Source organism: Nocardia sp. NPDC051832 (genome assembly GCF_040681285.1).
Lineage (GTDB): Bacteria > Actinomycetota > Actinomycetes > Mycobacteriales > Mycobacteriaceae > Nocardia.
In genome coordinates, this window is sequence record NZ_JBFAYL010000003.1 from 1,122,046 (window position 1) to 1,146,221 (window position 24,176).

Below are 24,176 nucleotides of genomic sequence, written 5' to 3' on the forward strand. Positions count from 1 at the left end.
CGCGGCATGCCCTTCCGGCCCGCCCGGTTGCCGGTCCAGCACCGGATTCTCCGGCGCGTCGGGGGTGGCGTGCTCGCCTATATCGCCCTGAGCGCTATCGCATGGTGCGCGCTGCTGCCGATTCTGTGGGCACTGTCCGGGTCGCTGAAGCGTGATGGCGAAATCGCCGAGGCCGCGGTGCTTCCCGAGCGTCCGCAGTGGTCCAACTACGGCGAAGTCTTCGAGCTGCTGCCGCTGGGCCGAATGTTGCTGAACACCACGGTGTACGCCGTCTGCGTCACCGCCGGTCAGGTGTTCTTCTGTTCGCTGGCCGGGTATGCGTTCGCGCGCTTGCGTTTCCGTGGTCGTGAGGCGCTGTTCGTCGCCTACCTCGCCACCCTGATGGTGCCGCTGACCGTCACGGTGATCCCGCAGTTCCTGCTCATGCGGGCCCTGGGCTGGGTCGACACCCCGTGGGCGATGATCGTCCCCGGCCTGTTCGGCAGTGCCTTCGGCACCTATCTCATGCGCCAGTTCTTCCGCACCCTCCCAGCGGAATTGGAGGAAGCCGCCATCGTCGACGGGTGCAGCACCTGGCAGGTGTATTGGCGGGTCTTGTTGCCGCACATCCGCCCGGCGCTGATGGTGCTGGCAGTGCTCACCTGGATCACCGTCTGGAACGACTTCCTCTGGCCGCTGATCATGATCCAGCGTAACGATATCGCCACCGCCACACTGGGTTTGGTGCGCCTGCAAGGTCAGTATCACACCCAATGGCCGATCCTGATGGCGACGGCGATCGTCATCCTGCTGCCGCTGCTGGTGATCTACGCGTTCGCGCAACGCGCCTTCGTGCGCGGCATCGCCATGTCGGGTATGGGCGGCCGCTGACCACGGGCCCGTAGAACCTGGGGCGGCAAACGAGTTGGCACCGCCAGGCCGGATGGGACACGATGGCTGTCATTGCCGGCCCGGCGGGTCGGGGGGAATATGCAGTCCAGGGTTTGGAGTCGAGATGCTGCGTAGCGGTGAGGTTTTCGCCGACTATGTGATCGAACGGGAATTGGGCCGGGGCGGCATGGGCACGGTCTACCTGGCTCGGCACCCCCGGTTGCCCCGTTTGACCGTGCTGAAAGTGCTCAACCCCGAGCTGTTCTCCGACGCGGAGAGCCGGGCTCGATTCGAGCGGGAAGCGGAACTGGTCGCCCGGCTGGACCATCCCAATATCGTTTCGGTGTACGACCGCGGGGCCGTCGGTGAGCGCTTGTGGATCGCCATGCAGTACGTGGAAGGCGCTGACGCGTCGACGATCTCCGGTCCGATGGCGCCGGAACGGGCGGTGCGGATCATCAGCGAGGTGGCCGAGGGCCTCGATCACGCGCACAGCAAAGGCGTCCTGCACCGCGACGTGAAGCCGGCCAACATCCTGCTGGAGCACCCGCACGAAGGGCGTCCGGAGCGAGTCCTGCTGAGCGACTTCGGTATCGCGCGCCTGCGCGATGACGGCGGCCATCTCACCAGCACCGGAACCTTCACCGCGACACTGGCGTACGCCTCGCCGGAACAACTCTCCGGAGCCACCCTCGACGCGCGGGTCGACCAATACTCCTTGGCGTGCACGCTTTTCCGGTTGCTCACCGGTGCACCGCCGTTCACCGCGGAACATCCCGCGGTCGTGATGCAGGGGCACCTCTACGACGCGGCCCCGATCGCGAGCATGCTGCGCCCGGATCTGCCCGCCGCCCTCGACTCCGTGCTGACCAGGGCGATGGCGAAGCGACCGGAGAACCGGTTCGCCAGTTGCACCGATTTCGCGGCGGCGGCCCGGCGCGCGCTCGGGGACTGGACCGCGCCCACCGTGCCGACCGCCCCGACCATGGCGGCCACCGCGCACACGCAGCTCGCGCAGCCCACGCCACCGGCCCTCGCGCCCGGCAAACGCTCGCGCACCCGGGTGCGCGCGGGCATCGCGGCGGGCGTCGCGGCCGTGCTGCTCGCCGGCGCCGGAGCCTATGCCGCGTACGGGAATTCGGATTCGCCGGTGCAGACCTCGGCCGGGGATCACGCGGCGATCTGGAACGCCTTTCCCAAGATGGTGCCCGTCGACACCAAACGCAAGGAGGGTTACCACGGGTCCAGCTGCAAGAGCAGCAAGGACGGCAAAGGTGTCGATCGGGACGACGACGGCTTGGACTTCGGCCGGTGGACGGCGGGCTGGGAATGCGAGTCCAGCAGCGATTACAAGGACCCCACCTTCCGGATCTACGCCTACCAATCCGCCGCCGACGTACAGGCCGTGGTGGCGCTGCTGGATCCGAAGACTCGGTTCACCGCGGAGAACAACGGGCGGTCGTACACCCTGTACCGGGTGAAGTCGTACTGGGGCGAGGCGATCGTGGCCGTCTTCCTCGACAGCCGGGACCGCGCGCCGTTCCTGATGTACGCCCGCCCCAAATACACCAGTGAACCGCTGGATGTGGCCGCCTGGTGGAAGTCGACCACCCTGGACTAACTACTCGCCGCGATAGGTGCCGAAGCTCCACAGGTTGCCCTCGGGGTCGCGCACGCTGAATCCGCGTGAGCCGTAACCCTCGTCGCGCAGGCCGCGCACCACTTCTGCGCCCGCGGCGGTGGCGCGTTCGAACAGTTCGTCGGGGTTGTCGCAGACGACGTAGAGGCTGGCGGCCCCGGCGGGCCGGGTCCCGAACGGGGAATCGTCGCGGCCGGTGGAGCCGAACATGATGCCGCCGCCGAGTGGCCAGCGCAGTTCGCCGTGCTCGACGATCGCCGGGTTGTCCTCGCGGGCGTAGACGGCGGTTTCCTCGAAGCCGAAAGCTTCGACCAGGAAGGCGGTGGTGCCGCGGGCGTCGTCCAGGGCGAGGGCGGGCCAGATGAAGGCGGCTTTGGTTTCCGTTGGATTCGTCATGAACCCAGCTTCATCCGCGGAGCTCGGGTTCGTCTTGGACGGATGGAATCTCCTCCGCGAGCCAGGTGGTCGGGCTGCAACCGGCCAGTTCGGCGAAGTCCCGGTTGAGGTGGGCCTGGTCGTAGTAACCGCAGGTGGCCGCGACCTGGGCGATCGTGATGAACGAGGGGGTGCGCTCGATCATCCGGCGGGCCCGTTCGAATCGGGTGACGCGGGCCGCGAGCTTGGGGCTCAACCCGAATTCGGTGCCGAATCGGCGGGCGAGATGCTGGCGGGACCAGCCGATGTCGGTGGCCAGCGTCGCGATGTTGGCGGTGCCGCCGGATTTCACCAAAGTGCGCCAGGCCCAAGACAATTCGGGGGCGACCAGGCGGTCGGGGCGGGCCAGGCCGGTCAGCACCCGATCGCAGGCGGCGAAGCGCTGCGGCCAGGTGGCCGGCCCTTGCAGGCGCTCCCACAGTTCGTCGCCGACCGGGCCTGCCACATCGGCGAATTCCAGCGAGGTGTTCCACAGTTCGCTCGCGGGGACGCCGAACAGGGTGCGCGACCCGAGCGGGGTCAACGCGATCGCCACGCCTTCCTGGTGGCCGGAATGCGAGATGGCCGCCGGGGTCGCCTGTAGGCCGCTCAGCACGCAGCGATAGTCGGCCGGACGCTGACGCGGATCCGTCTGAGCGACAACGTCGATGGTGTGCCCGATGGCGACGATGAAGGTCAGATGCCGCGACGGCAGCCCCCGGTGTACCCCGGGCTGGTACCCGGTCATCCGGTAACCGAGGTAGTGGTCGATGAACCCCGCCAGTTCCGGCGCGGGCTGTGCTGCCACCACCTCCGTGGTCGGCTCCATACGCGTCACGCTACGCCGCCGCGTTTTTCTCGCAACCCGATGCGTTCCAGCGGTACCGCCTGCTCGCCGCATGCGGGGGGCGTTGCCGTGCGCACCGCGCGGCAGACCCAGCGGTGAGAATGCGCACAAGTCCGGGTCAGTGTGTGCGAGATCGGGTTGCTGCCCGGTTACCGTTACGCGTTCTAACGTTTTCTGGAGGTGTGATGCGGCGGGTCGGGTACGAGCGCAGCGGTGGTCCTGAGGTGCTCGAGCTGTCCTCGGCCGAGGTTCCGGTACCGGGGCCCGGTGAACTCCTGGTCAAGGTGCAGGCGATCGGTGTGACGCTGCCCGTCGTCCGGAAGGTGCGCGAATCCGCCGATCCGATCCCGCTGGGCGGGGAAATCGCTGGTGAGATCGTCGCGGTGGGTGACGGGGTCACCGGCTACACCCCCGGATACCGCGTCACCGGACTGTGCTTCGGGCACGGTTACGCCGACTACGCGATCCTGTCCGCGCGCATGGCATCTCCGATTCCCGACGGCGCGTCCGCGGTCGACGCGGTGGCCCTGGTGCGTAGCGGTTTGGTTGCTCTCGGCGCGCTCGATTCCGCTCGCCCGGAATCCGGGGAGATCGCCCTGGTCACCGCCGCCGCCAGCGGTGTCGGTCACCTGGCCGTGCAGCTGGCCCGGGTCCGCGGCGCGGCCTGGGTCGTCGGCGCCGTCTCCGATGCCGCCAAGACCGAGTTCGTGCGCGGTCTCGGCGCGGACGAGGTCGTCACCTACGACCAGGCCGCCTGGGGCAAGTCCGCCGACTACGCCCTCGACGCAGTCGGCGGCGCACTGCTCGGGCCCGCCCTGCACGCCCTCAATCCCGGCGGCCGCCTCGTCGCCTACAGCTCCGGCGGCGGCACCATCGAGGCCTACGACCTGCTGGCCGCGGCCAAGACGGTGATCGGATTCCAGATCCGCCGCATCGCCGAAGGCCGACCGGACGTCTATGACCATTGGCGCCAAGAGCTCTGGCAGTACTTCGCCTCGGGCCAGCTCCGCCCCGTGCACACCGAGTTCGCGCTCGAGGAGGCGGCGCAGGCCCATGCCCTCGTCGAGGCCCGCGCCAACCTCGGCAAGGTCGTGCTGATCCCCTGAGGTTCAGTTGGCCACGTTGACGTGCTTGCGCACGGCGCCCTGGTCGGGCACCAGATCGAGCAGGCACGCGGCCAAGTCGTCCCGCGTGATCTGGATGCCGAAGGTGACGTTGCGTTCGACCGCCGTGCGGTAGGCGCCCTTCGCCGCCTTGTCGGTGAGTTGTGGCGCGCGGACGATGGTCCAGTCCAGAGCGCTGTCGCGCGCGGCCTGCTCGGCCGCGGCCATGTCGTTGAGACTGTGCCGCAGCAGCGGGCGCAGGATCAGCGGCTTCACCACGAACCGGGTGAACCAATCGTCGCCCGGACCGGCGACCCGCGCGCTGTTGCTGACCAGGACCAAGCGGCGCACGTCCGTCGCCGCCATGGCCTTGGTGATCGATAGCGCGGCGTCCGTGCTGACCGTCGTCGGTCCGGAGTCGCGTGCGCCGATGGTGCTCAGCACCGCGTCGGCGCCCTGGATGGCCGCGGTGATCTCGGCGGGATTCATCGGGTCGGCGACGACGGTGCGCAGCCGCGGCTGATCGGTTGCCCGGCCGCGGGCCGCGGACGACCGCCGTCACCTCGTGGCCCTGGCGCAGGGCCTGCTGTACGAGCCGGCCGCCGGTGCCGCCGCTTGCTCCGAAAATGGTGAGTCGCATGTCGAGCCCTTCAGGTTGGTGAGTACTTACTAACCTGGGATGGGTGAGTAATCACTAACTTGTCAATGGGAGATTTCGTGGGCACTCGCGACCAGATCCTCGACGCCGCCGCGGAGATCATGCGTACGCGCGGCGTCATCCATGCCACCACCAAGGAGATCGCCAAGGTCGCGGGGTATTCCGAGGCGGCGCTGTACAAGCACTTCAGTGACAAGGAGGACCTGATCCTCAACGTCCTCCGGTATCGCATGCCGGGACCGGCGAGTGCGCGGCCGGAGCCGGGGGAGTCGACCGTCGAAGCGAATCTGGCCGCTGTCGCCCGCGGCGCGCTGTCCTTCTATCAGCAGTCGCTGCCGCTGCTCGGCGGCATGCTCGCCCAGCCGAAACGCATGGCGTCGCACCGTGATTCGATGCGTAAGCACGGCGCGGGCCCGGGACAGGCGATCGCGGGCATCGCCGCCTATCTGCGCGCGGAGCAGGCGCTGGGGCGGGTCGCCGTGGACGCCGAGGTGGACACCGCGGCGGCCTTGCTCGACGGCGCCTGCTTCCATCAGGCGTTCCTGCGGTTCTATGAACAGGGCCCGGAGGCCGCTCCCGCACCGGACGAACTCGCCGGCGAGCTCGCCCGGACCCTGGTGCGGGGACTCTGACGGCCGGCGGGGTGCGGGCTCCGCGTAGACTCTCGAACTCGTGAGTCTCACCCTCGGAATTGTCGGCCTGCCCAACGTCGGAAAGTCGACGCTGTTCAACGCGTTGACCAAGAACGACGTGCTGGCCGCGAACTACCCGTTCGCGACCATCGAGCCGAACGTCGGGGTGGTGCCGCTGCCCGACCCGCGTCTGGGCACGCTCGCCGAGATCTTCAGCTCCGAGCGCATCGTCCCGGCCGTGGTGTCCTTCGTCGACATCGCGGGCATCGTGAAGGGCGCGTCCGAGGGCGCCGGTCTGGGCAACAAGTTCCTCGCCAACATTCGGGAAGCCGACGCCATCTGCCAGGTGGTGCGCGTGTTCGCCGACGACGACGTGATCCACGTCGACGGCAAGGTGGACCCGATGGCCGATATCGAGGTGATCGAGACCGAGCTGATCCTCGCCGATCTGCAGACCTTGGAGAAGGCGGTCCCGCGCTTCGAGAAGGAAGCCAAGATCAAGAAGGAGCGCAAGCCGCTCGCCGACGCCGCCAAGGCGGCCCAGGAGATCCTGAACGAGGGCACCACCCTCTTCGCGGCCGGCAACAAGGTCGACACCGAACTGCTCAAAGAGCTGTCGCTGCTCACCACCAAGCCCTTCCTCTACGTCTTCAACGCCGACGAATCGGTCCTCACCGACGAGGCGAAGGTCGCCGAACTGAAAGCCGCCGTCGCCCCCGCCGACGCCGTCTTCCTCGACGCCAAGGTCGAAGCCGAACTCCTCGAACTCGACGACGAGTCCGCCCTCGAACTCCTGGAATCCATCGGCCAGACCGAGCCCGGCCTGCACGCCCTGGCCCGCGCCGGCTTCCACACCCTCGGCCTGCAGACCTACCTCACCGCCGGCCCCAAAGAAGCCCGCGCCTGGACCATCCACCAGGGCGACACCGCCCCCAAAGCCGCCGGCGTCATCCACACCGACTTCGAACGCGGCTTCATCAAAGCCGAAATCGTCGCCTTCGCCGACCTCGTCGCCGCCGGCTCCATGTCCGCCGCCAAGTCCGCGGGCAAGGTGCGCATGGAAGGCAAGGACTACATCATGGTCGACGGCGACGTCGTCGAGTTCCGCTTCAACGTCTAGCGCACCGTCGAAGAACGAGTAGAAGCTTAAGCCCTGGTCACAGGGCTGAGGAGCAACTGCGCCCCTGTCCGGGGGCCGGCTGGGGCGCAGTGCATTTGGGCGCCGTCGCCTGTTGGGGATCGCTTGACCGGCGCCGACTGCGCCCGCAGGCATGTCAGGATGTTCTGTCTAGATTCCCCACGGATCCCAAGGTTCGGGTACGACGATGTCAGCGGCGGCCGGGTCACCGAGTTCATAGATCGCATCAGCTCGTTCGCCGAGCAAGCCGCTCAGGACGGTGTCAAGCAATTCCAGATGTTGCTGCCGCAGCGTGCCGACGGGGCTCTGCATTCGGGCACAACTGTCGGTGACCGCGTCAACGATGCGGACGTCTTCCATGGCCTTCACCAGCAGGCCGGCTTCGGTGTATCTGTCCAGCGGTGTTCCGATCGCGCGATACGACCGGGCCGTCTGAAGTAGAAACCTCAGTAGGACGCGACGGCGCATATCGCCGGATCCGTTCAATGGGTCGGGCAGTCCGAGATCCACGCCAAACAACTTCTCGAGGCCAGCCAGGTAGGCCATACGCGACTTCGACCGTTTGACCGCGTCGGGGGACCAACTCGCATACGCAGCCTCGGCTTCGACTCCGGTCTTGCCTTCCAGCGTGGAGAATTCTCCTACCGCATCCAGGTAGGCACTCAGTAGAACCGCTCGGTCATAGTGGGCTGGCGAGGAGTTGGTCATGTGGCGAGCTTGCCTGGCCAGGTCTTACGGCGCGAGTTGATTTCCGGCCGCTACGTTCGGCACGCAAGCGGATACCGCCACGACTAGGTGGTGGCCATAACGTCCGTCTGTGAGTCACCAGCAAGAATCCGGGCGCCATCACCGAAGCCGCCACGGCGGTCACGCAACTGTTCCCCTAGACATCACCGAACATCATGCAGCCCAAACGATCCTGGCACGCTGGAGCCGAGTCACAACGGCAGGAACACAGTGAGTCAGCGGCAGCCGAAGTCCTTCATCCGATTGTCCGCCGAAGACGCAGTGTGCGGTGCAGTGAGGTTTCATCGCGCATTAGAGGTGCAGATGGTGTCCACGAGTTTAGGAGGCAGGAGAACTGACAAGACCATGAAATCTGGAGGGGTGTGCGCCGCCGCCCGCGTCATCGCATTGTTCTCGGCGATAGTGGCGGTGGGCCCAGTCGAATAGAAGAACATGGGCGACACTCCGTCGGAAGGTTCCCAAGTACGCTCGACCACGGCTCCGCATTCATTGCGGAGCTGGAGCTGGGGCACGCAGATGCTGTTCGAGTCCACGCTGAGGCACGCTCGGATGGCGGCAAAATCTGCGGTTGTCTGGGTCGGATAATCGATCGCCGTCGCGAAGTTGTAGCCACCCACTGACGCAGCAATTGCGCCGTACAAGTCAGCGTCGGCGTGCGCGGTCGCGGATACCGCGACAATCAGTGCCCCTGCTGCTGGAATCACACTGGCTGCCAAGGCCTTCCGCAGTTTTTTCATGTTCCTCAACCCCCGATGCCGAACGTTCGCACTCAGGAGATCATGGTGGCGGCCAAGCGAATTGTCCAGCCTTGGGTAACCAACAGTCCCGCAGCCGGCTGGAGTCGCAAAGTGACGGATTCGACTCGGTCCGTGACAGTTTCGCCCGCCCCCGACGCAGCCTGTTGGGATACAACATCTGAACCTCGCACAGCTCTTCGCAATCGGACTTCAGCGGATGTGCACGCACTCGACTCGGCATTTGCGGTGCGTTGGCGCCGGCGGGACTCTACGGGATCGGCGTTGCCGTCCAACCGCTGCCGAGGCTGGCAGTCTGGTCTGGCTGCGGTCGGGCTGGCAAACGGGATACGTTGTGTGGCAGGACCTTTGGTTGCTGTCGGCCCGGTGACAGCTCCCCGTCGTTCCTCGAATCGGCGAGAGCATCACCATCGACCATCCCCGCGGCACGACACTGTCGGGGCGGGGAGTGCGAATCCGCTCGGCGGCGCTAAGGAACGTTTCCGCTTGGCGCCCTTGGTGTTTCGGGAGCGGGTGCGCTGGCTGGATCGGTCTGCGATCGGAGCCGCAGACCGGCTGAGCCGAGTGGCGACATGCCGGTCTGCGGTGAAATGCTCAGGGCAGTACGGCGCAGGCGGGACCGAGGTTGACGCCGGTTCCGACGTTCATCGCAGTGCGGAGGCTGTAGACATCGAAGTCGTCACCGTCCAGGAGTTCGAGTACCACGATCTTGTGCGGGCCCTTCCGGTCGGGGGTCCACGTGGTGCGCGCGATACCGGATGCATCCGCTGTCACTTGGTTCGGCTGAAATTGCTTGTGGTCCGCGGTTTCCGGGTCGTTGCCGATCTGGTCGAGCATGATCACGGCCCGGCCGGGTTCCGTGGTCACGGTGATCGGGTAGGAGCAGCCGGTACCGCGGGCGTCTGCCGAGCTGCCGAAGCTCTGTCCCTGTTCGACGTGGATGCGCGTGACCTCTGCCCCCGCCTGAGGCGCGGCGAACGCGATCCCCGCAGCAAGCGCGCTGAGCGCCGCCACAGTAGCGGCTGCCCTGCTGGATTTATGCACGTTGAATTGCTCTCTCTAGCACTGAATTCCTCCGTTTGGAGGCGCAGAGAACTATACGTCCAGAACTTGCCCGTATCGGTCAGTGCACCAGGAAATCCGAGCTGGGTGGCGACTGGATTCCGGCCGCTGCGATGAGTTTTCCAGACCGCCACCGCCGTCCGCCCCGGCAAGATCCGCAGCGCAGTCGATCTCGCGCTCAGCTGGTGGTGTCCTGCACCGGATAGTCGATGACGACGACACCTCCGGTGGCGTAGTTGGCGACATCGGCGGCTGCCCGCTGGCCCTGCTGCGATGCCTGTGCCGCGGCGAGGGCGGCGGCGTCAGCGAAGTCGCCTTCGAAGACCGCGAAATACGGCGCTTCTCCGTTGGGTGCCGCCACGTCGAAGCTGTAGCGCCATGCAAGCAGGCCGGGCATCTTTGTGGCCAGTGGAAGATGGGTGGCCACGTAGTAGTCGCGGAAGTGGTCGGGGTCAGCGGGCTTGGGGTATAGGACTACCAATTTGTGCATATGTGCAGGTTAGGGCTTGACGCGTGGTCGGGGGAAAGACCGGTACGGGATAGACTCAGAACGGATCGTTATCAATCGACGGGGAGGGCGTGTGGCGCCGGATACGGTGAGTCTTCGGTACTTTCTGGTGCTGGCGCAGGAGTTGAACTTCACCCGCGCCGCCGCGCGGATCGGTATCGCACAGCCCGCGCTCAGTGCCCGGATGCGCCGATTGGAGACGGAACTCGGCACGAGCCTGCTGGTTCGCAACACGCGTAGCGTCGAATTGACTACGGCCGGTGCGGCTTTGGCGGAGTCCGCGCCGCCCGCGCGCTGGCGGCGCTGGACCGGGCATGGGACACCGCTCGGAAAGCGGGGGCCGGTGAATTGGGCACGCTCCGCATCGGATACAGCCTCAGCGCGGGGGCCGAGACGGCACCAGCCCTGGTGGACAGGCTCATTCGCAGCAGCCCGGGACTCGAGGTCAGCGCGGTCCCCATGGCGACACCGGAGATCACTCCCGCAGTCGCCGACGGCCGCATCGATGCGGGAATCACCCGCGGTGAACAGCCGGGTCGTGGCGTGCGCCGGTTCTTGTTGCGGCGGATGCGCGTCGGGGTCCAATTGGCGCAGCATCATCCGCTCGCCGAACATCCGGAGCTCGAGATCGCCGATGCGGCCGCGTACCCGCTGCGACTGCCCGACCGCACGGCCAACCCGGTGATCCACGATCAGCTGTCCGCACTGTTCCGCGACATCCATCCGGCCCCCCGATTCCACACGCCCCCAGTCTCTTTCGACTTGTCTCAGCGCGACCTACGCGACGGGCTCACCCTCGCCCCGTCCGGTGAAGCCGCGGTCGCGACACAATCGGCCGGTCTCACGTGGCGACCGCTGCGAGGCGCACCCGCCTTGACGATCCACTTGGTCCTCCCGCGCGTGCAGTCACCACTACATCGCCGCCTCCGCACCGTCGCCAAAACCCTGGCACATGAGCTGCACTGGCTGCCGGACCACTGACCAGAGGCGGTCAGAGCTTCGCTACGAGTACAAGACGGCAGCCACCGAAATCCGGTCGGGGTCGAAAGTTGTAGTCCGGATCTTTTCGTCGCGAAACTCGGTGACGCTGATCGTGCTGTCACCTAGGAAAGATATCTGTGCGGGGCAAGGCCCTTCGGACTCGATCCACACCAGCGCCTGCCTGCTGAAGAGCCCGCCGCGCTCTCGAAGCCATACGCGGCAGCCGGAATCGAAAGCGTAGTAAGGCACTACGACCGCTTCATGGCGGCCGTCGGGGCTTACCACGATGTCCTTGACGTTGCCGTCATCGTCGGACCAGGCTGCTATGAATGCCGTCAACAGCCAGAGCGGTAGCGCCACCAGCGTCACGACGGCAACAAAGGTTCGCCACGCCCACTTGCGGTACCGAATCAGCGTAGGGGCGCACACGAAGCAGAGCGCTACGGCCGCCGTCCAGAAGATCGGGGCCGCGACGAGGGGCACGCCGTCGAAGCGGTAGAAGCGGACCGCCAAACCCTCTCCGGGCACGGCAATGAACCACGCCGCGATCGCTGCGGCAAACAACGCGGCGGCGGCGAGCAACCCGCTGAGCCGTGCTCGGCTCGGCAGCTGACCCGCCCCGCTCACGTGCACATCCTAGGCCGGTGACCGGACGTTCAGCGTGCTTCCGCGGCGGCCGCGATGTCGCGGAGGTCCTGGGCCATCATCTTCTCCGTGGCTTTCGTGGCGATGCCGCTGAAGACCTTCATCAGCAGTTTGGCGAGGACGCTCGACGTGTCGGACTCGGCGCCGAAGATCATCGAGAGGTCTGTGCCGTCACCGCTCGGGGTGAGGGTGAAGCAGGTGGTGTAGTCGGCGCCGCGGGAGTTCGCTTTGACCACGGTGCGGCGCTCGGGTTCGACCTCGGCGACCCACATTTCCTCGGTCGCCTCCTTGCCCATCATCTTGCGCGTCTCGCGCCAGCGAGTGCCGACGGCGTAACCCTCGCCGGAGACGCGTTCGAGGCTGAGCACGCCGGTCAACGTGGTCGCGGCCGAATCGAGGTCGGTGAGCACCGCCCACACCGCCGCCGGGGTCGCCTTGATGTGCTGGTTGAGCTGAATCTCGTTGTTCGGCAAGGTCGGTGCCCTTCGTCGGGGAAGTCCGTCTCGATCCGCAGAGCATACAGTCGGCCATTGAATTGTCCGGCAGATTGTTCGACGGGTCAGTTCTGGCAGCCCGACCACACCATTTTGGGCGAACTCGAGGACGGATATTCGCGCAAGTTGTGCATACGCGCCTCGTATTCGGCGCGCAGGAGATCATCGGGATATCCACGATTGGTGGACCACCCGCGGGAGAAGCCCTGCGAGGAACTCATCAGAACAGCGCATTCACCGGATTTCACATAGATCTGCACCCGGCAGGTATGTCCGTTGGCCACGGTCGACCCCAAATTGATGCCCTGCGGGGACGCCGCGATACAGGTGTCGAGCACAAGCTTCTCCGCCCCCTCCTTCGATGCTTGGTCCCGCACCTCGAACACCTGGCGGTTGTCCGTAACCACAACCACCGTCCACTGTTTGGGCGCGGCGCTCGCCGCACCCGCCGCGAACCCGGACCCCATAAGCACCGCAGCGACGAGCAGACCGCGCGACCAAGCCACACGACGTTTCACTCACTCCACCAAATCCACATTCCGAACGAGGTGGATAGACAGACCCCACCTGCCGCGCAACGAATCGACGCAACAGCACAACATACAAAGGGTGACGATCCCGGGCAAATCGAATACCCCATCCGCTATCGACGACGAGCGCCTACTCTGCCGCGAAGACGGTTCGGAAGGTGGAAAGGGTTGTCTCGCTGGGGGTTCGGTCCAGTATTGCGAAGGTGATCTCGTCGAAGTGCTTGTTGAATCGGCCTCCGTCGGCTAGAAGTGCATGGAAGACACCGGCCACGAGGGTGGGGTCGTTGCCGTAGGCGCCGCAGCCCCAGGCGCCGAGCACCAGACGGCGGTAGGTGGCTGCTGCTTCGAGAATTCGTTCGGCGCGGGTGGCCAATACCGTGGGTAGTCGATGGAGTTCGGTGTTCAGTTCCTGTGCGATCACGTTGGTTCGGGGTGCCGGGCAGGTGAGGAAGGTAACCGGATAGGGGTTGTCGAGCAGGGTGCCGGTGTCGTCGCGGAAGACGGGGACGGCGGGGGAGAGGATTACGCGGTCGCTATAGAAAGGGTTCGGGGTGTGGCGGTGGTGCTCGTAGTATTGCGGGACGGCCAGCAGGGTGGTGTACAGCGCTGACGCTCGGCACAGGGCCTCTTCCTGGGTGCGGGCGCCGGCGAGGTAGTGGCCGCCGGGGTTGCGGGCGGACGCGAAGTTCAGGACGGCGACCGGTTCTGGATCGGTGTCGAGCATTCGGTGCGCTGCGGCGAGGCTGCTCTCGTCGGTAACTGTGATGGCGGTGGTGGCGTCGTTGCGGATGATGACCGGGATCGGGTCGGGACCGTACATTCGGGTGGCCTGGACGGCGGCTTGCACTGCCGATGTCAGCGAGACGTGATGTCCGCCGGGCGTCAGGTAACCGCCGGCCGCGATGATGCGTTCGTTGTCGGCGGCGATGGCTCGCAGGTGTTCGGTCACGCCCGCAATGCTCTCATCTCGGCCGGCCGGCAGTTCCGTGCAAATGTCAACGGCCCGAGTCGGACTCGGGCCGTTGGTTCCGGATGGCTGCCGTTACTTGACCGCGTTGGCCAGTTGATCGGCGTAGGGGGCGACGAACTTTCCGACGAGGGGCAACGGCGCGCGGACGCCGCCGTTGCTGTTGGCTTGGACCATCGCCATGATCCAGACGACGACCGTGCCGACCATGAGGGCGAGACCGGCGAGGCTGAAGATCAGGCCCAGGGCTCCGAGGAGCGAGCCGACGATGCTCAGGACGATATTGAGTACCGAGACCGCTCCGAAGAAGACGATCGATTGCGAGGCATGGAATTTCACGTCGGGATCGGCCTTTCCCAGGAAGAGGAAGATGATTCCGGTGAGCCAGCCCAGCGCATAGGACAGGATCGCGCTGGTCTTCTTGTCCAAGCCGGTGGACTGCGGACGGTTGGTGGGGTGCTGAGAAGATGTCATGGGACAAGTAGAGGCCGGGCGCGCCGCCTACCGATCCCAGGTTTCGCAGGAGCCGCGGCCGGCGGATCGGGTAACCGCTACCTGCGGCGCTTCGAAAGTCGCACGACGATATACACATTGGCGGACACGATCGCGAGATGCGGCGCGAGCGCGAGCAAGGCCGCAGGGAGCGAGTAGAGCGGCTTCCACTCGTATGGCGAAGGATTAGGTCCGGTGGCGACAGCGAGAACGCACGCGACGATCAGGAAGCAGGCCAGCGCGGTTGCCGTGCTGCCGACCTTCGCGAACCAGTTGCCCTGGCGAAAGTTCCTCCGCCTCAATGCGAATGCGCCGATCAACGAGACCACTAGGAACGGAGCGAGCACCACCTGCGTAGCGATGCCGAGGATATTGGACAGCTCCAGAATCTTGCCGAGCCGCGCGGAGTAATCGTTCACGAGCTGTTCGGCGAGGAGCGTCGCCGTGAGGAACACCATCGGCAGCAGCGCCACCACTGTGACCCGAATCGAGTCCCTCGGTCGACCTTCGAGGTCGTGTGCCCGCGAGACCATGCCCGCCCCGCCTGCTGTCTCTGTCCCCACCCGCTCGATCACCTAGTCAGAATGGCACAGCGAAGGGTAGTCAGGCTCGGGTGTTGTTGCGCTGGTTGGCGTTGAAGCGCGCCTTCTTCTGGCGATTTCCGCAAGTGTTCATGTCACACCATTTGCGGGTGCGGCTCTGGCTGGTGTCGAAGAAGGCGGCTCGGCAGGTGGGGGAGTCGCACAGAGCCAGTTTTCCGTCTCGTTCGCCGGTGATGATGTCGATCGCGTCGGCGGCGATGACGCCCAGGGCATCTTCCACCGAAGTGAGTTGCCATCGGCGCTTGCGCTCGGCCGTCAGGATGGCCGTGGCCCGGCCGCCGCTGCTGGAGTCATTGATGACTTGGACGGCGGCGGCGGGAAGCGCGGCTCGGGTCGCGGCCGCTGTCGCGGCGGTGTGAATCGCTTCTCGCAGTTCCCGGGCGCGGGCGAGTTGGGTGTCGGTGCAGGAGTCGACAGCGAGGCCGTTCAGTGCCAGCCAGTCCACAAGTCGTTGCGGTGTGGGAATCCGCTCCACGGAGTCGCCCTGACGTTCGGTGCGAGTGGCCGTGAAGCTGGTGGCCAGCACGGAACCGAGGCGGAAATCGGGGAACCCAGCACGCATGGAACCACCTTAGCTGGTTGCGCGAAGGCGACACGGAGTGTTAGAACCGTCTAAGCCGGTTCTTGAATGTCGTAGCCGGTTCCGCGATGTCCAGGAGGTCTCATGCCCCGTTCGAACGGCGACGTACAAGCATTCGAAACCCACGCGACCGACGCCGAACTCGACGATCTGCGTGCGCGATTGGCCGTGGCGCGGCTGCCGGAGGCGGAGACGGTCGCCGGCGCCGCCAGCGATCGATGGGCGCAGGGCGTTCCGCGCGCCGACCTCGTCGAGGTGGTGAATTACTGGCGCACCGATTACGACTGGCGGTCGTTCGAACAGCGCCTCCACCGAATCGGCCAGTTCCGCACGACCATCGATGATCTGGGAATCCACTTTCTGCACCGCCGATCCGCGCGTGCCGAAGCCACTCCGCTGATCTTGACGCACGGCTGGCCGGGCAGCATCGCCGAGTTCATCGACGTCATCGACGAGTTGGCCGATCCGGAAGACGCGGGCGCGCCGGCGTTCCACGTCGTGGTCCCCTCGCTGCCCGGTTTCGGTTACAGCGACAAGCCGTCCAGCACCGGGTGGGGAACCGAAAAGATCGCGGCCGCATGGGTGGAACTGATGGGCCGGCTCGGCTACCGCCAGTTCTTGGCGCACGGCGGCGACTGGGGCGGCAATATCACCACCGTTCTCGCCGGCCGGTTCCCACAGCACGTGCTCGGCATCCACACCCTGTTCGCCGAGGCGCCGCCCGGCTCGACAACGGACGGGCTGACGGCGGCCGAGCGGCAATGGACCGAGGAAACCCGCGATTTCTGGCGCCACCGCGCGGCATACGCGAAGCAGCAGGCGACCCGGCCGCAGACCATCGGCTACTCGCTCGTCGATTCCCCGGTCGGGCTGCTGGCCTGGATCCTCGACAAGTTCGCCGAGTGGAGCGATACCGAAGACAGCCCGTTCGAACGGATTTCCAGAGATCGAATCCTCGACGACGTCACCCTGTATTGGCTGACCCGGACCGGCGCGTCCGCGGCCCGCATCTACTACGAAAGCCACAACTCGCTCGACCCGGAACTTCGCGTCGACGTCCCGTCGGCGATCACCATGTATCCCCGCGACATCGAGAAATCGCCGCGCCCCTGGGCCGAGCAGCGCTATCGGCAGATCGTCCGGTGGAACGCGCCCGAAATCGGCGGACATTTCCCGTCGTTGGAGGTTCCCGAGTACTTCGTCGAGGACTTGCGAGCGGGCCTCGCCGCGGTGCTGGCCGCGACTCGGTGACGCTGGTCGCGGGCGTCTACCCGAGGGCCGGCACGGTGATGTCGGCGGGATCGCGGTCGGTGCGCAGCCCGCGCCAGCTCGGCTGTTGCAGGCCTTCGCCGGTGAATTCGCGATACTCGACGTCGGCGACCAGGAGCGGGTGCACCCAGTTCACGACACCCACCGGCGGGAGCTCGAACAGCATTGCCGACGTAGCGATTTCGTTGAGATGGGCGCGGATGCCCCGCCGTGCGGCGAGGGTGAAACCGGTGCCGACGTTGCCGATGTAGACCAGCTGCCCGTCGGGGGCGTAGGCGCCGAGCACGAGGGAGCCGAATGTCTTCGCCATCATGCCCGCGCCGGGGGTCCAACCGGCCACGATGGCTTCGGTGGTCTTGGGGGCCGGGGTGTTGACCCACGAGGGCGACCGGCGGCCCGAGTGATAGGTGGACTCGAGCTCTTTGGACACGATGCCCTCGAGGTGGCGCTCGGCGGCGGTGGCCAGCATCTTCTCGGCCTCCACGCCGCGCCAGTAGGGCGGGACGCTGACCATTCCGCCGCCCAGGTCCAGTGCTTCGAGCCGAGCGCGGCGCGCCAGGTAGGTGAGTGCGGTGGTGTTGTCGCTGCCGATGGCCAGCACGTCGAAGGCGTAGAGCTGCACCGGGACCTCGGCGATCAGCTGGGCGGTGGGCTGCGGGACCTGCGCGCGTCGTTGTAGCAAACCGAAGGAAGGTGTGCCCGAGGACGTCTGGACGACGATCTCGCCGTCGAGGATCAGCTTCCGCCCGCTGGCTGCCACGGCGATCGCGGCGGCGAGCTCGGGATAGAAATCGGTGATCTCGCTGCGATTCCTGCTGTATAACCGGCATTCCTGACCGTCGCACATGACAAGTGCCCGGGCGCCGTCCCATTTCATCTCGATCGCCCAGGCGGCGGTGTCCGGTGGCCGTCCAGAGATGGCCAGCATCGGCGCCGGTACCAGAACCATGCGAGCAGCATACTTCTAGCTAACTCAATTGGCGGTTGCTGGTGACCGCCTGTTGCCGCAGGTGATCGGTTTGCCGCGGAGCATGCGGACGAGGAGGGCGGCGAAGCGCAAGTGACCCAGCGCTTCTCGTTTGGTGCAGGCGATCGACCAGATGGTTTTCGTGACGCTGGGCGGCAGGGGTTTGCGGTCGAAGCGGTCCGCGAGCCAGTTCATGGTGGCCGGAGTGCCGAGGTAGAGCAGGGCGAGATGGAGGCTGAGACGGTCGCGGAGGTAGTGGACGTGGGCGCCGGCCTGGCGGTAGCGATCGACGTGGCGGTCGACGTCGGCTACCGCGATCAGTTCGTCGTTGACGCCTTGCAGGACCAGCAGCGGCATCGCGGGGGCCTGCACGCCGGGACGGATGTCGTCGAGGACGTGGCGCATCTCGGTGCCGTCGAGCAGTTCGGCGAAGCTGGATTCGCTGTAGCGATCGAGGTTCTTGCCCGCGAAGCGGGGAACCAGGGACAGCGTCGTGCGGGTCGACGCATCGGCGAGCAGGGCGTGGAATTCGGGCTTCCCGTGGGCGTGGATAACCCGGTTCAGCTCGGGATAGGCGCGTTGCAGCGCCGCGACGCACACCGTGGAGAAGCCGGACAGCAGAGACCCGTTGAGCCGGAGGAACGCGGCGCGCGGATCGCCTACCGGCGAGCCCGCGACCGCGCCGACGATGTTCAGTTCGGGCGCGTAGCCGGCGGCGAGTTCGGCGGCCCAGGCGGTGGCCAGACCGCCGCCGGAGTAACCCCACAGGCCGATGTCGGCGCCGCGGTGCAGACCGAGCGGCGCGAAGGCGAGGGCGGCGCGCAGCGCGTCCAGGGCGCGGTAGCCGGGTTCCCGGGCGACGCCGAAATGGCCGCGCATGCCGCCGTGGTCGGGGATGGAGACGGCCCAGCCGCGGGACAGGGCTTCGGCGATGACCGGGAGTTCCAGCTGCGGGATCGCGCCGAGGGCGCGGGCGCCGCGGCGCAGTGCGTAGGAGGGAAAGCAGTTGGAGCTGACGCCGTCGATCGCGCATTGGAACGAGATCAACGGCCGGGCGACGGGATCGGCTCCGGCGGGCAACAGGACCGTCGTCACGGCGACATCGGGGACGCCGTGCAGATCGTTGGTGCGGTAGAGCAGCTGCCAGGCGGGAATTCGCTGGGAGATTACCCCGAAAAACGCGATTTCCGCGGTGCGGGTGCGTAATACGGTGCCCGGCGCATACTGTGCGAAATCTTCCGGCGGGTGGTAGAAGTCGTCGTCTTCCGGCCGGAGCGGGCCGTGAGCAGGGGGATACTGAACTACATCTGGCATGGAAACCGAATCTTGGTGCAGGCTCATCCTGGTATTCCTTCGGAAATTCGGCCGGATGTGTTGCGCTGGTTCAATTTATCAAGATCCAGCGGCGAAAATAATTGTCTCGGAAGACAATTCACCGCGCTACAAACTGCCTCCGCCGCCTATCAGCCACGGATTGAACGTGCAGACCGGGGCCGGCGCGGTGGCCGGATCGAGCGCGGCCAGCGTGATACTCGCCGAGCGCGGTGAGTACATCAGGGTGAGATGGTCGGACAGATCCTGCTCACAGCCGTCCTGCAAGGTGATGTTGTGGACCGTGGCGCCGGGCCCCGCGCGCAGGAACGTCCAGTCGTAGGGGTTGGTGACCTCGTCGTAGCGGGACCCGACCGCCGTGTACTCCACACCAGGCACGGTGTCCCCGTTCGCGTTGAGCACCGCGTAGAACGGCGAGCCGACGGCCTGCTGGATATTCGACAGTCCGACAAGCGGTTCGGAGAACCCCATGATGTTCACGCCGAGATTGTTGACCGCCCGCGCCAGCGACGCGATGCCCATCAGCGAGGTGCCGTGGTGGGTGGCCCCGAAGGTCACGAGTTTGTCGACCTGCTCCGCGCCGCCGCCGAACTTCAAATAGTGGTTGGCCACGGTGCCGCCCTGCGAGTGGCCGACGATGTCGACCTGGTCCGCACCGGTCGCCGCGCGCACCCGCGTCACGAATTCCGCTACCTGGAGCGAGGATTCCTCCATCGGGCCGACACCGAAGCGGCCCGGCAGCACGGCCCCGAGCCCGCCGCCCTCCAGGAGCCCGGACCGGCCGTAGTTGAGCGCGAAGACACAGTATCCGGCGCGAGCCAGCCGCGGCGAAAGGTAGGAGAAGGTGTCGTAGGCATTGAGCCAGGTGCCGTGCAGCAGCACCACCGGACGCGGATGTTCGGGGCTGGGCCGGCAGTCCCACCGGTTGGCTCCGGGCGGCGCGCTGTTCGGATTGAACAGTCCGTAGGCGAACGCCGCCAGCGACGCGCTCAGCTCCGGTCCCTCGCCGACCGCGGCCGCCGCGGTGCTGCGTCCCCAGGAGCTGCTGCCGGTATCGACGATCGCCTGCGGCTGCCTGCCGTCCGCGGCGGGCGCGAGGCCCGCGGACACGGTGGCGGCGAAAGCGTGCAGGTCGTCTTCCGGTGTGGCGCTCGCGGACCCGACCCCGACGCTCTGCGCGAAACCCAGACCGGCGACCAGGGCGGCGCAGGCGATGATCCGGCGTAGCTGTTGCTTCTTCGCAAACATTTCCGTAGTTCCCATCCACTCATCGCCGCAGTCGCTCCGGACTGCCTATGGCGCAGAGCACAATTCGATGGAAATGTGATGCAGGACGCTGCGCCGTTGCGATACAGCGAGTCTGTACGCGGTGAACGACGCCGTCACTGCACTGACGAACGAACTACTACGGGCCGATGTTGTCGCGCGGGACAAACTATTCGCGGACCGGTTCGCGGTGTTGTCCTTGTTCTCTGTGCTCGGCCACAATTCGTCTATGCCCGCTGCTCTGCCTTCGTTCACCGCGGATGCCCCCTTGCTCAACCGGCTGCTGACGCGGTGGCCGCAGATAGCCGAACGAATGCTGGCGGACGGTCTCGGCGCCACACCCGCCGCCGCGGACCTGCCCGACGGCCACTTCCGTCCCGAGGTGCTGCCCGCCATCTACGCCTGCGGCCGCGCCGTCCTGCACGCCATCGGCGAGGATCGCACGCTGACCCGGGCCGAGGTCGCCGCCTTCGTGGCGCCGGTCGCCGAACGTCATGCCGAAGACCGGTTTCCGCTGCCGATCCTGATGGAGGCCATTCACGGCTCCGCGCAGTCGGTGCTCGCCGAGGCGGCCGCGCTCGCCGAGCCCGCGGAAACCGAACAGCTGGTGCTGGTCGGGTCCCGCCTGCTCGACCTGCTCATGAACATCAACATCACCGTGATGGAGACCTACACCGAGGTCGGCCAATCCATTCACAACGCCGAACGCGAGGCCCGCCGCGAATTGTGTTCGGCGCTGCTTCGGGGCCGCCCGGTCGAAGCGCTCTCCGCGCGGGCGGACACCCCGCTGGCCGACTGCTACACCGTGGTCGCGATCCAGATCAGACCCGAGGAGTCTCCGAACGGTGCGGCAGATCTCCTGGCCCGCAGGAGAATTCGAATTCTGCACCGAACCCTGGACGCGTTCACGAACGGCACGGCGCTGGTCTCCTTCGATGGGTCGACCGGAATCGCGCTGATACCCGTGCATGCCGACCCCGGCCCACGCACCGCCAACCTGGCCGGCGAACTCGCCGAGAAACTGGGCGCGGCAACCTATCTCGCGGAGTCCGTAGCGGCCCCCCGTGCTGATCTACCCCGAGCCGCCGGCGAGGTCGCCGAACTCGCCACGCTCGCACGGGTATTGGGTCACCCACCGGGTCTGTATCGGCTCGACGATCTCCTGCTCGAGTACCAGCTCACCCGCCCCGGCGCCGCCCGTGATCGTCTGGCCGCACGCATCGGCCCGCTGCTCGGCGCCCCGCACCTGCTGGAAGCGCTGGAAGCGCATCTGCGGTTCGGCCCTGATCGGAAGACCGCGTCGGCGCACCTGCACGTGCACCCCAACACCCTCAGCTATCGACTCCGCCGGGTCGGTGAACTCACCGGCATCGATCCCATGGAACCGAACAACTCCCGGATCCTGGCGGCCGCCGTGACGATCCACCGGCTCTATCCGCCTGCGGCCGTGCCGGATTGACCAGGGTCGAGCGGCGGACGGCCGCCCGCTAGGACCCGCGCCATCGTCGCCTCCAGCCCGGCGACGGTGTATGTGATCTGCCAGTCCACCAGTTCGGGTGTGCTGATATCCAGGGTGGCGGCGGCGCGTGTCGCTTCGACGGCCGCTCCCCAGATCATCGACGCGAGCAACTGCCCTAGCGGACCAGGATCGCGGCCCTCCCGGCGCAGCGTCTCCTCCACGACGCCGGCGATCGCGTCGATCAGTGTCCGCAGCAGTTCGCGGCCCAGGCTGGGATCCGGTCCGCCGCCGTTGACCGCCCGGCCGACCACCCGCGCGCCGTGCGGGTGCTCCACGCCGTACCGCACCGCCGCGCCGAGCGCGACCTGCACCATCTCCAGGACGGGCCGGCCGGGCAGGGTGGCGTACACCGGCAGCAGCGCCGCTCGCATGATGTCGGCTTCGCGGTGGAACAGCCTGCGGAACAGTTCCTCCTTCGATCCGAAGTGCGCGTACAGCGTCGGCTTGGTCGAGTTCGCTTGCCGGGCAACAGCATCCATGCTGGTCCCGCGGTAGCCGAGTTCCGCGAAGGCCACGCAGGCGGCGTCGAGTAGCTCGTCGTCGGTCGGTCTGCGTCGTGTGGGTGGCATCGGCACCAGAATCTCACGATGGCCCGGCCGGTCGGTCTGCCGGGTGGGGCCGAGCTGCCGATTCATCAAGCTTTACTTTGAAGTAAAGCTGTGTCACCGTTGGGCGGCGCACACCGCGAGATCGCTGTGACGCAGTGAGACAGAGCAGTCTTGAACGCACTACGGAGGGCCTGTGCCTAATCCTCTGAACGCCGCAACGCGGTTTCTCGGAATTCTCGTCGCGACAGCGGCCGTGGCCGCGGGTGCGGTGACCGGCGCACCGCTCGCGCACGCCGACCGATCCGAGGCCGACATCTACCGACTACCCGCTGGTTACGAGCAGACTCGGCCGGGAACGATTCTGGCCGGCAAGTCCGTCGAGGTGCCGGCACTGCGGACGCTGCCGGTAGCGGCGCGAGCATGGCAGCTGCTGTATCGGACCACCGCCGCCGACGGATCGCCCTACGCCGCGGTGACCACGGTGCTCGTTCCGGACGGGCCGAGTCAGTCGCGGCCGCTGCTGTCGTTCCAGATGGCCTACGACTCCGTCGATCCGGCGTGCGCGCCGTCGCGGACCCTGACCAGCGATGTCGCGTCCGGCGTTGCCGCGGGCACGTTGTCGCTCGATATCGCCTCGGCCGCCGCCGCACTGGCACGGGGCTGGGCGGTGAGCCTGCCGGATCCAGGTGGCGTCGACGCCCATTTCTTCACGCCCCGCGAAATGGGTTACGCGACGCTGGACGGCATCCGGGCGGCGGCGAATTTCGCGCCGGCCGGGCTGGCGGGCGCGAAAACCAAAGTGGCGATGTGGGGTTACTCCGGCGGCGGCATCGCTAGTAGCTGGGCGGCCGAACTCCAGCCGCAGTATGCGCCGGAGCTGCATGTGGCAGGTGCGGCTATCGGCGCGCCGGTCGCGGACATGTTCGGGGCGCTGCATGCGGCGAGCGGCCGGGCGACAGCGGGATTGGTGCCGATCGGAATGGCTTCGATCGCCAAGGACGACCCCGAATTCGCCGCAAGGCTGCAGGACTACCTCACGCCGCTCGGGCGCCAGGTGATCGCGGAAACCGCCGAGCAGTGCGCGCGTCCGGTCGTCAGCAAGAACGCCTTCCGGCCGGTCGGCGAATACCTGAGCAAGCCGGTAGCGGAGGTCCTGTCCGATCCCGTGATCGCCGCCGCCATGACCGCTCGCGGCCGCGGCTGGCACGCACCGGTCATTCCGGTCTATGTCTACAACGGCGTCCACGACGAAGTCAGCGTGATCGGCGGAACCGACCGGATGGTGAATTCCTACTGCGCCGAAGGCGCTTCGGTGACCTACGTCCGCGACGACCTGCCCGACCTGGTCAGTAACCACGGCATCGTCGCGATCACGGGGATCGGCGGGGCGTTCGAATGGATCACCCGCGCGCTGTCGAGCGATCAGCCGGTGCAGCCCTCCGGCTGCGACATCCGCACGGTCGCCACCACGGCTACCGACCTCGCGAATGTTCGCGTGCTGCCTGGGTTTTTGCAGTCCATGGCACAGACACTGCTGGCCGCCAGGCTGAGCGCCGGTCGCTGAAGCCCGGCGATGGCCCCCGGCAGCACGGCCGGGGGCCATCGGCGTCA

Annotated in this window: 26 protein-coding genes and 1 pseudogene; 9 read left to right on the forward strand and 18 right to left on the reverse strand. The window is 66.8% G+C overall.

Translation table 11 applies throughout. From position 1 onward, the window contains the following. Positions 1-6: 6 nt before the first annotated feature. Positions 7-870, forward strand: coding sequence for a carbohydrate ABC transporter permease (locus tag AB0M14_RS22890; RefSeq protein ID WP_364999022.1), 864 nt, complete (start codon positions 7-9; stop codon positions 868-870). A gap of 124 nt (positions 871-994) precedes the next feature. Beyond that, entirely contained in the window at positions 995-2,491 is a 1,497-nt protein-coding gene (locus tag AB0M14_RS22895) for a serine/threonine-protein kinase (RefSeq protein ID WP_364998070.1), read from the forward strand. On the opposite strand, the gene AB0M14_RS22900 is transcribed toward AB0M14_RS22895, so the two are convergent. Both AB0M14_RS22900 and AB0M14_RS22905 read right to left on the reverse strand, forming a co-directional pair. Further along, positions 2,492-2,905, reverse strand: a complete 414-nt coding sequence (locus AB0M14_RS22900; RefSeq protein ID WP_364998072.1) for a VOC family protein — start codon at positions 2,903-2,905, stop codon at positions 2,492-2,494. It abuts the gene before it with no gap. A 10-nt stretch (positions 2,906-2,915) separates the two neighbouring features. After that, a complete protein-coding gene (locus tag AB0M14_RS22905) occupies positions 2,916-3,752 on the reverse strand; it encodes a helix-turn-helix domain-containing protein (RefSeq protein WP_364998074.1) in 837 nt (278 codons plus the stop codon). 203 nt (positions 3,753-3,955) lie between these two features. Here AB0M14_RS22905 and AB0M14_RS22910 point away from each other — a divergent pair, with 203 nt between their 5' ends. Beyond that, positions 3,956-4,876, forward strand: a complete 921-nt coding sequence (locus AB0M14_RS22910) for a zinc-binding dehydrogenase (RefSeq protein WP_364998076.1) — start codon at positions 3,956-3,958, stop codon at positions 4,874-4,876. A 3-nt stretch (positions 4,877-4,879) separates the two neighbouring features. On the opposite strand, the gene AB0M14_RS22915 is transcribed toward AB0M14_RS22910, so the two are convergent. Next, the gene (locus tag AB0M14_RS22915) at positions 4,880-5,362 is read right to left on the reverse strand and encodes an NAD(P)-binding oxidoreductase (RefSeq protein ID WP_364998078.1); all 483 of its coding nucleotides are present in this window, start codon (positions 5,360-5,362) and stop codon (positions 4,880-4,882) included. Positions 5,363-5,590: 228 nt separating this feature from the next. On the opposite strand from AB0M14_RS22915, the gene AB0M14_RS22920 reads away from it, so the two are divergent. Together AB0M14_RS22920 and ychF are read left to right on the forward strand one after the other, a co-directional pair. Next, positions 5,591-6,163 carry a TetR/AcrR family transcriptional regulator gene (locus AB0M14_RS22920; RefSeq protein WP_364998080.1) on the forward strand — a complete coding sequence of 191 codons (573 nt, stop codon included), beginning with the start codon at positions 5,591-5,593 and terminating at the stop codon, positions 6,161-6,163. Positions 6,164-6,203: 40 nt separating this feature from the next. Then, positions 6,204-7,283 carry a redox-regulated ATPase YchF gene (ychF, locus tag AB0M14_RS22925; protein WP_364998083.1) on the forward strand — a complete coding sequence of 360 codons (1,080 nt, stop codon included), beginning with the start codon at positions 6,204-6,206 and terminating at the stop codon, positions 7,281-7,283. 168 nt (positions 7,284-7,451) lie between these two features. Here ychF and AB0M14_RS22930 read toward each other — a convergent pair whose 3' ends face one another. The 4 genes from AB0M14_RS22930 to AB0M14_RS22945 all read right to left on the reverse strand — a co-directional run bounded on the left by AB0M14_RS22930 (position 7,452) and on the right by AB0M14_RS22945 (position 10,355). Beyond that, positions 7,452-8,009, reverse strand: coding sequence for a hypothetical protein (locus AB0M14_RS22930; protein WP_364998084.1), 558 nt, complete (start codon positions 8,007-8,009; stop codon positions 7,452-7,454). Positions 8,010-8,329: 320 nt separating this feature from the next. Next, positions 8,330-8,785 (reverse strand): DUF4189 domain-containing protein, encoded by a 456-nt coding sequence (locus AB0M14_RS22935; protein WP_364998086.1) that lies wholly within the window; start codon positions 8,783-8,785, stop codon positions 8,330-8,332. 612 nt (positions 8,786-9,397) lie between these two features. Then, complete coding sequence (locus AB0M14_RS22940; RefSeq protein ID WP_364998088.1) at positions 9,398-9,847, reverse strand: hypothetical protein; 450 nt, start codon at positions 9,845-9,847, stop codon at positions 9,398-9,400. Between the two features lie 196 nt (positions 9,848-10,043). Then, positions 10,044-10,355, reverse strand: a complete 312-nt coding sequence (locus AB0M14_RS22945) for an EthD family reductase (RefSeq protein WP_364998090.1) — start codon at positions 10,353-10,355, stop codon at positions 10,044-10,046. 91 nt (positions 10,356-10,446) lie between these two features. Between AB0M14_RS22945 and AB0M14_RS22950 the strand changes: the two are divergent. Next, positions 10,447-11,354 (forward strand): annotated as a pseudogene (locus tag AB0M14_RS22950) (LysR family transcriptional regulator). Positions 11,355-11,375: 21 nt separating this feature from the next. On the opposite strand, the gene AB0M14_RS22955 reads toward AB0M14_RS22950, so the two are convergent. The 7 genes from AB0M14_RS22955 to AB0M14_RS22985 all read right to left on the reverse strand — a co-directional run bounded on the left by AB0M14_RS22955 (position 11,376) and on the right by AB0M14_RS22985 (position 15,646). After that, positions 11,376-11,981, reverse strand: a complete 606-nt coding sequence (locus AB0M14_RS22955; RefSeq protein ID WP_364998092.1) for a hypothetical protein — start codon at positions 11,979-11,981, stop codon at positions 11,376-11,378. Between the two features lie 29 nt (positions 11,982-12,010). Next, a complete protein-coding gene (locus AB0M14_RS22960; RefSeq protein WP_364998094.1) occupies positions 12,011-12,472 on the reverse strand; it encodes an SRPBCC family protein in 462 nt (153 codons plus the stop codon). A gap of 86 nt (positions 12,473-12,558) precedes the next feature. Continuing rightward, a complete protein-coding gene (locus AB0M14_RS22965) occupies positions 12,559-13,011 on the reverse strand; it encodes a hypothetical protein (protein WP_364998096.1) in 453 nt (150 codons plus the stop codon). A gap of 142 nt (positions 13,012-13,153) precedes the next feature. Continuing rightward, positions 13,154-13,972 carry a TIGR02452 family protein gene (locus AB0M14_RS22970; RefSeq protein ID WP_364998098.1) on the reverse strand — a complete coding sequence of 273 codons (819 nt, stop codon included), beginning with the start codon at positions 13,970-13,972 and terminating at the stop codon, positions 13,154-13,156. 93 nt (positions 13,973-14,065) lie between these two features. Continuing rightward, a complete protein-coding gene (locus AB0M14_RS22975) occupies positions 14,066-14,464 on the reverse strand; it encodes a DUF4870 domain-containing protein (RefSeq protein ID WP_364998100.1) in 399 nt (132 codons plus the stop codon). 77 nt (positions 14,465-14,541) lie between these two features. Beyond that, a complete protein-coding gene (locus AB0M14_RS22980; RefSeq protein ID WP_364998102.1) occupies positions 14,542-15,057 on the reverse strand; it encodes a hypothetical protein in 516 nt (171 codons plus the stop codon). A 28-nt stretch (positions 15,058-15,085) separates the two neighbouring features. Continuing rightward, positions 15,086-15,646 carry an ABATE domain-containing protein gene (locus AB0M14_RS22985; RefSeq protein ID WP_364998104.1) on the reverse strand — a complete coding sequence of 187 codons (561 nt, stop codon included), beginning with the start codon at positions 15,644-15,646 and terminating at the stop codon, positions 15,086-15,088. 102 nt (positions 15,647-15,748) lie between these two features. Between AB0M14_RS22985 and AB0M14_RS22990 the strand changes: the two genes are divergently transcribed. Continuing rightward, positions 15,749-16,915 (forward strand): epoxide hydrolase family protein, encoded by a 1,167-nt coding sequence (locus AB0M14_RS22990; protein WP_364998106.1) that lies wholly within the window; start codon positions 15,749-15,751, stop codon positions 16,913-16,915. Positions 16,916-16,931: 16 nt separating this feature from the next. Here the strand turns inward: AB0M14_RS22990 and AB0M14_RS22995 are convergent, their stop codons facing one another. The 3 genes from AB0M14_RS22995 to AB0M14_RS23005 form a co-directional block, all read right to left on the reverse strand. Further along, positions 16,932-17,882 (reverse strand): RNA ligase family protein, encoded by a 951-nt coding sequence (locus tag AB0M14_RS22995; RefSeq protein WP_364998108.1) that lies wholly within the window; start codon positions 17,880-17,882, stop codon positions 16,932-16,934. Positions 17,883-17,906: 24 nt separating this feature from the next. Then, positions 17,907-19,214: a lipase family protein gene (locus AB0M14_RS23000; protein ID WP_364998110.1), complete on the reverse strand. Its 1,308-nt coding sequence runs from the start codon at positions 19,212-19,214 to the stop codon at positions 17,907-17,909. 126 nt (positions 19,215-19,340) lie between these two features. After that, entirely contained in the window at positions 19,341-20,480 is a 1,140-nt protein-coding gene (locus AB0M14_RS23005; RefSeq protein WP_364998112.1) for an alpha/beta fold hydrolase, read from the reverse strand. 247 nt (positions 20,481-20,727) lie between these two features. On the opposite strand from AB0M14_RS23005, the gene AB0M14_RS23010 reads away from it, so the two are divergent. Next, on the forward strand, positions 20,728-21,957 hold the full coding sequence (locus tag AB0M14_RS23010; RefSeq protein WP_364998114.1) for a helix-turn-helix domain-containing protein: 1,230 nt from the start codon (positions 20,728-20,730) through the stop codon (positions 21,955-21,957). On the opposite strand, the gene AB0M14_RS23015 is transcribed toward AB0M14_RS23010, so the two are convergent. Continuing rightward, positions 21,930-22,586, reverse strand: a complete 657-nt coding sequence (locus AB0M14_RS23015; protein WP_364998116.1) for a TetR/AcrR family transcriptional regulator — start codon at positions 22,584-22,586, stop codon at positions 21,930-21,932. The genes AB0M14_RS23010 and AB0M14_RS23015 overlap by 28 nt on opposite strands. A gap of 172 nt (positions 22,587-22,758) precedes the next feature. Between AB0M14_RS23015 and AB0M14_RS23020 the strand changes: the two genes are divergently transcribed. Further along, positions 22,759-24,129, forward strand: a complete 1,371-nt coding sequence (locus tag AB0M14_RS23020; protein ID WP_364998119.1) for a lipase family protein — start codon at positions 22,759-22,761, stop codon at positions 24,127-24,129. Positions 24,130-24,176: the final 47 nt, after the last annotated feature.

Excerpts from the sequence above, each read along its gene's own strand:
- AB0M14_RS22910 (WP_364998076.1), top strand. The coding sequence starts at position 3,956 with ATGCGGCGGGTCGGGTACGAGCGCAGCGGTGGTCCTGAGGTGCTCGAG.
- AB0M14_RS23000 (WP_364998110.1), bottom strand. The coding sequence starts at position 19,214 with ATGCCAGATGTAGTTCAGTATCCCCCTGCTCACGGCCCGCTCCGGCCG.
- AB0M14_RS23010 (WP_364998114.1), top strand. The coding sequence starts at position 20,728 with ATGCCCGCTGCTCTGCCTTCGTTCACCGCGGATGCCCCCTTGCTCAAC.
- AB0M14_RS22975 (WP_364998100.1), bottom strand. The coding sequence starts at position 14,464 with ATGACATCTTCTCAGCACCCCACCAACCGTCCGCAGTCCACCGGCTTG.
- AB0M14_RS22945 (WP_364998090.1), bottom strand. The coding sequence starts at position 10,355 with ATGCACAAATTGGTAGTCCTATACCCCAAGCCCGCTGACCCCGACCAC.
- AB0M14_RS23015 (WP_364998116.1), bottom strand. The coding sequence starts at position 22,586 with ATGCCACCCACACGACGCAGACCGACCGACGACGAGCTACTCGACGCC.
- AB0M14_RS22915 (WP_364998078.1), bottom strand. The coding sequence starts at position 5,362 with ATGAATCCCGCCGAGATCACCGCGGCCATCCAGGGCGCCGACGCGGTG.
- AB0M14_RS22930 (WP_364998084.1), bottom strand. The coding sequence starts at position 8,009 with ATGACCAACTCCTCGCCAGCCCACTATGACCGAGCGGTTCTACTGAGT.
- AB0M14_RS22995 (WP_364998108.1), bottom strand. The coding sequence starts at position 17,882 with ATGGTTCTGGTACCGGCGCCGATGCTGGCCATCTCTGGACGGCCACCG.
- AB0M14_RS22990 (WP_364998106.1), top strand. The coding sequence starts at position 15,749 with ATGCCCCGTTCGAACGGCGACGTACAAGCATTCGAAACCCACGCGACC.
- AB0M14_RS22905 (WP_364998074.1), bottom strand. The coding sequence starts at position 3,752 with ATGGAGCCGACCACGGAGGTGGTGGCAGCACAGCCCGCGCCGGAACTG.
- AB0M14_RS22935 (WP_364998086.1), bottom strand. The coding sequence starts at position 8,785 with ATGAAAAAACTGCGGAAGGCCTTGGCAGCCAGTGTGATTCCAGCAGCA.
- AB0M14_RS22895 (WP_364998070.1), top strand. The coding sequence starts at position 995 with ATGCTGCGTAGCGGTGAGGTTTTCGCCGACTATGTGATCGAACGGGAA.
- AB0M14_RS22900 (WP_364998072.1), bottom strand. The coding sequence starts at position 2,905 with ATGACGAATCCAACGGAAACCAAAGCCGCCTTCATCTGGCCCGCCCTC.
- AB0M14_RS22890 (WP_364999022.1), top strand. The coding sequence starts at position 7 with ATGCCCTTCCGGCCCGCCCGGTTGCCGGTCCAGCACCGGATTCTCCGG.
- AB0M14_RS23005 (WP_364998112.1), bottom strand. The coding sequence starts at position 20,480 with ATGTTTGCGAAGAAGCAACAGCTACGCCGGATCATCGCCTGCGCCGCC.
- AB0M14_RS22985 (WP_364998104.1), bottom strand. The coding sequence starts at position 15,646 with ATGCGTGCTGGGTTCCCCGATTTCCGCCTCGGTTCCGTGCTGGCCACC.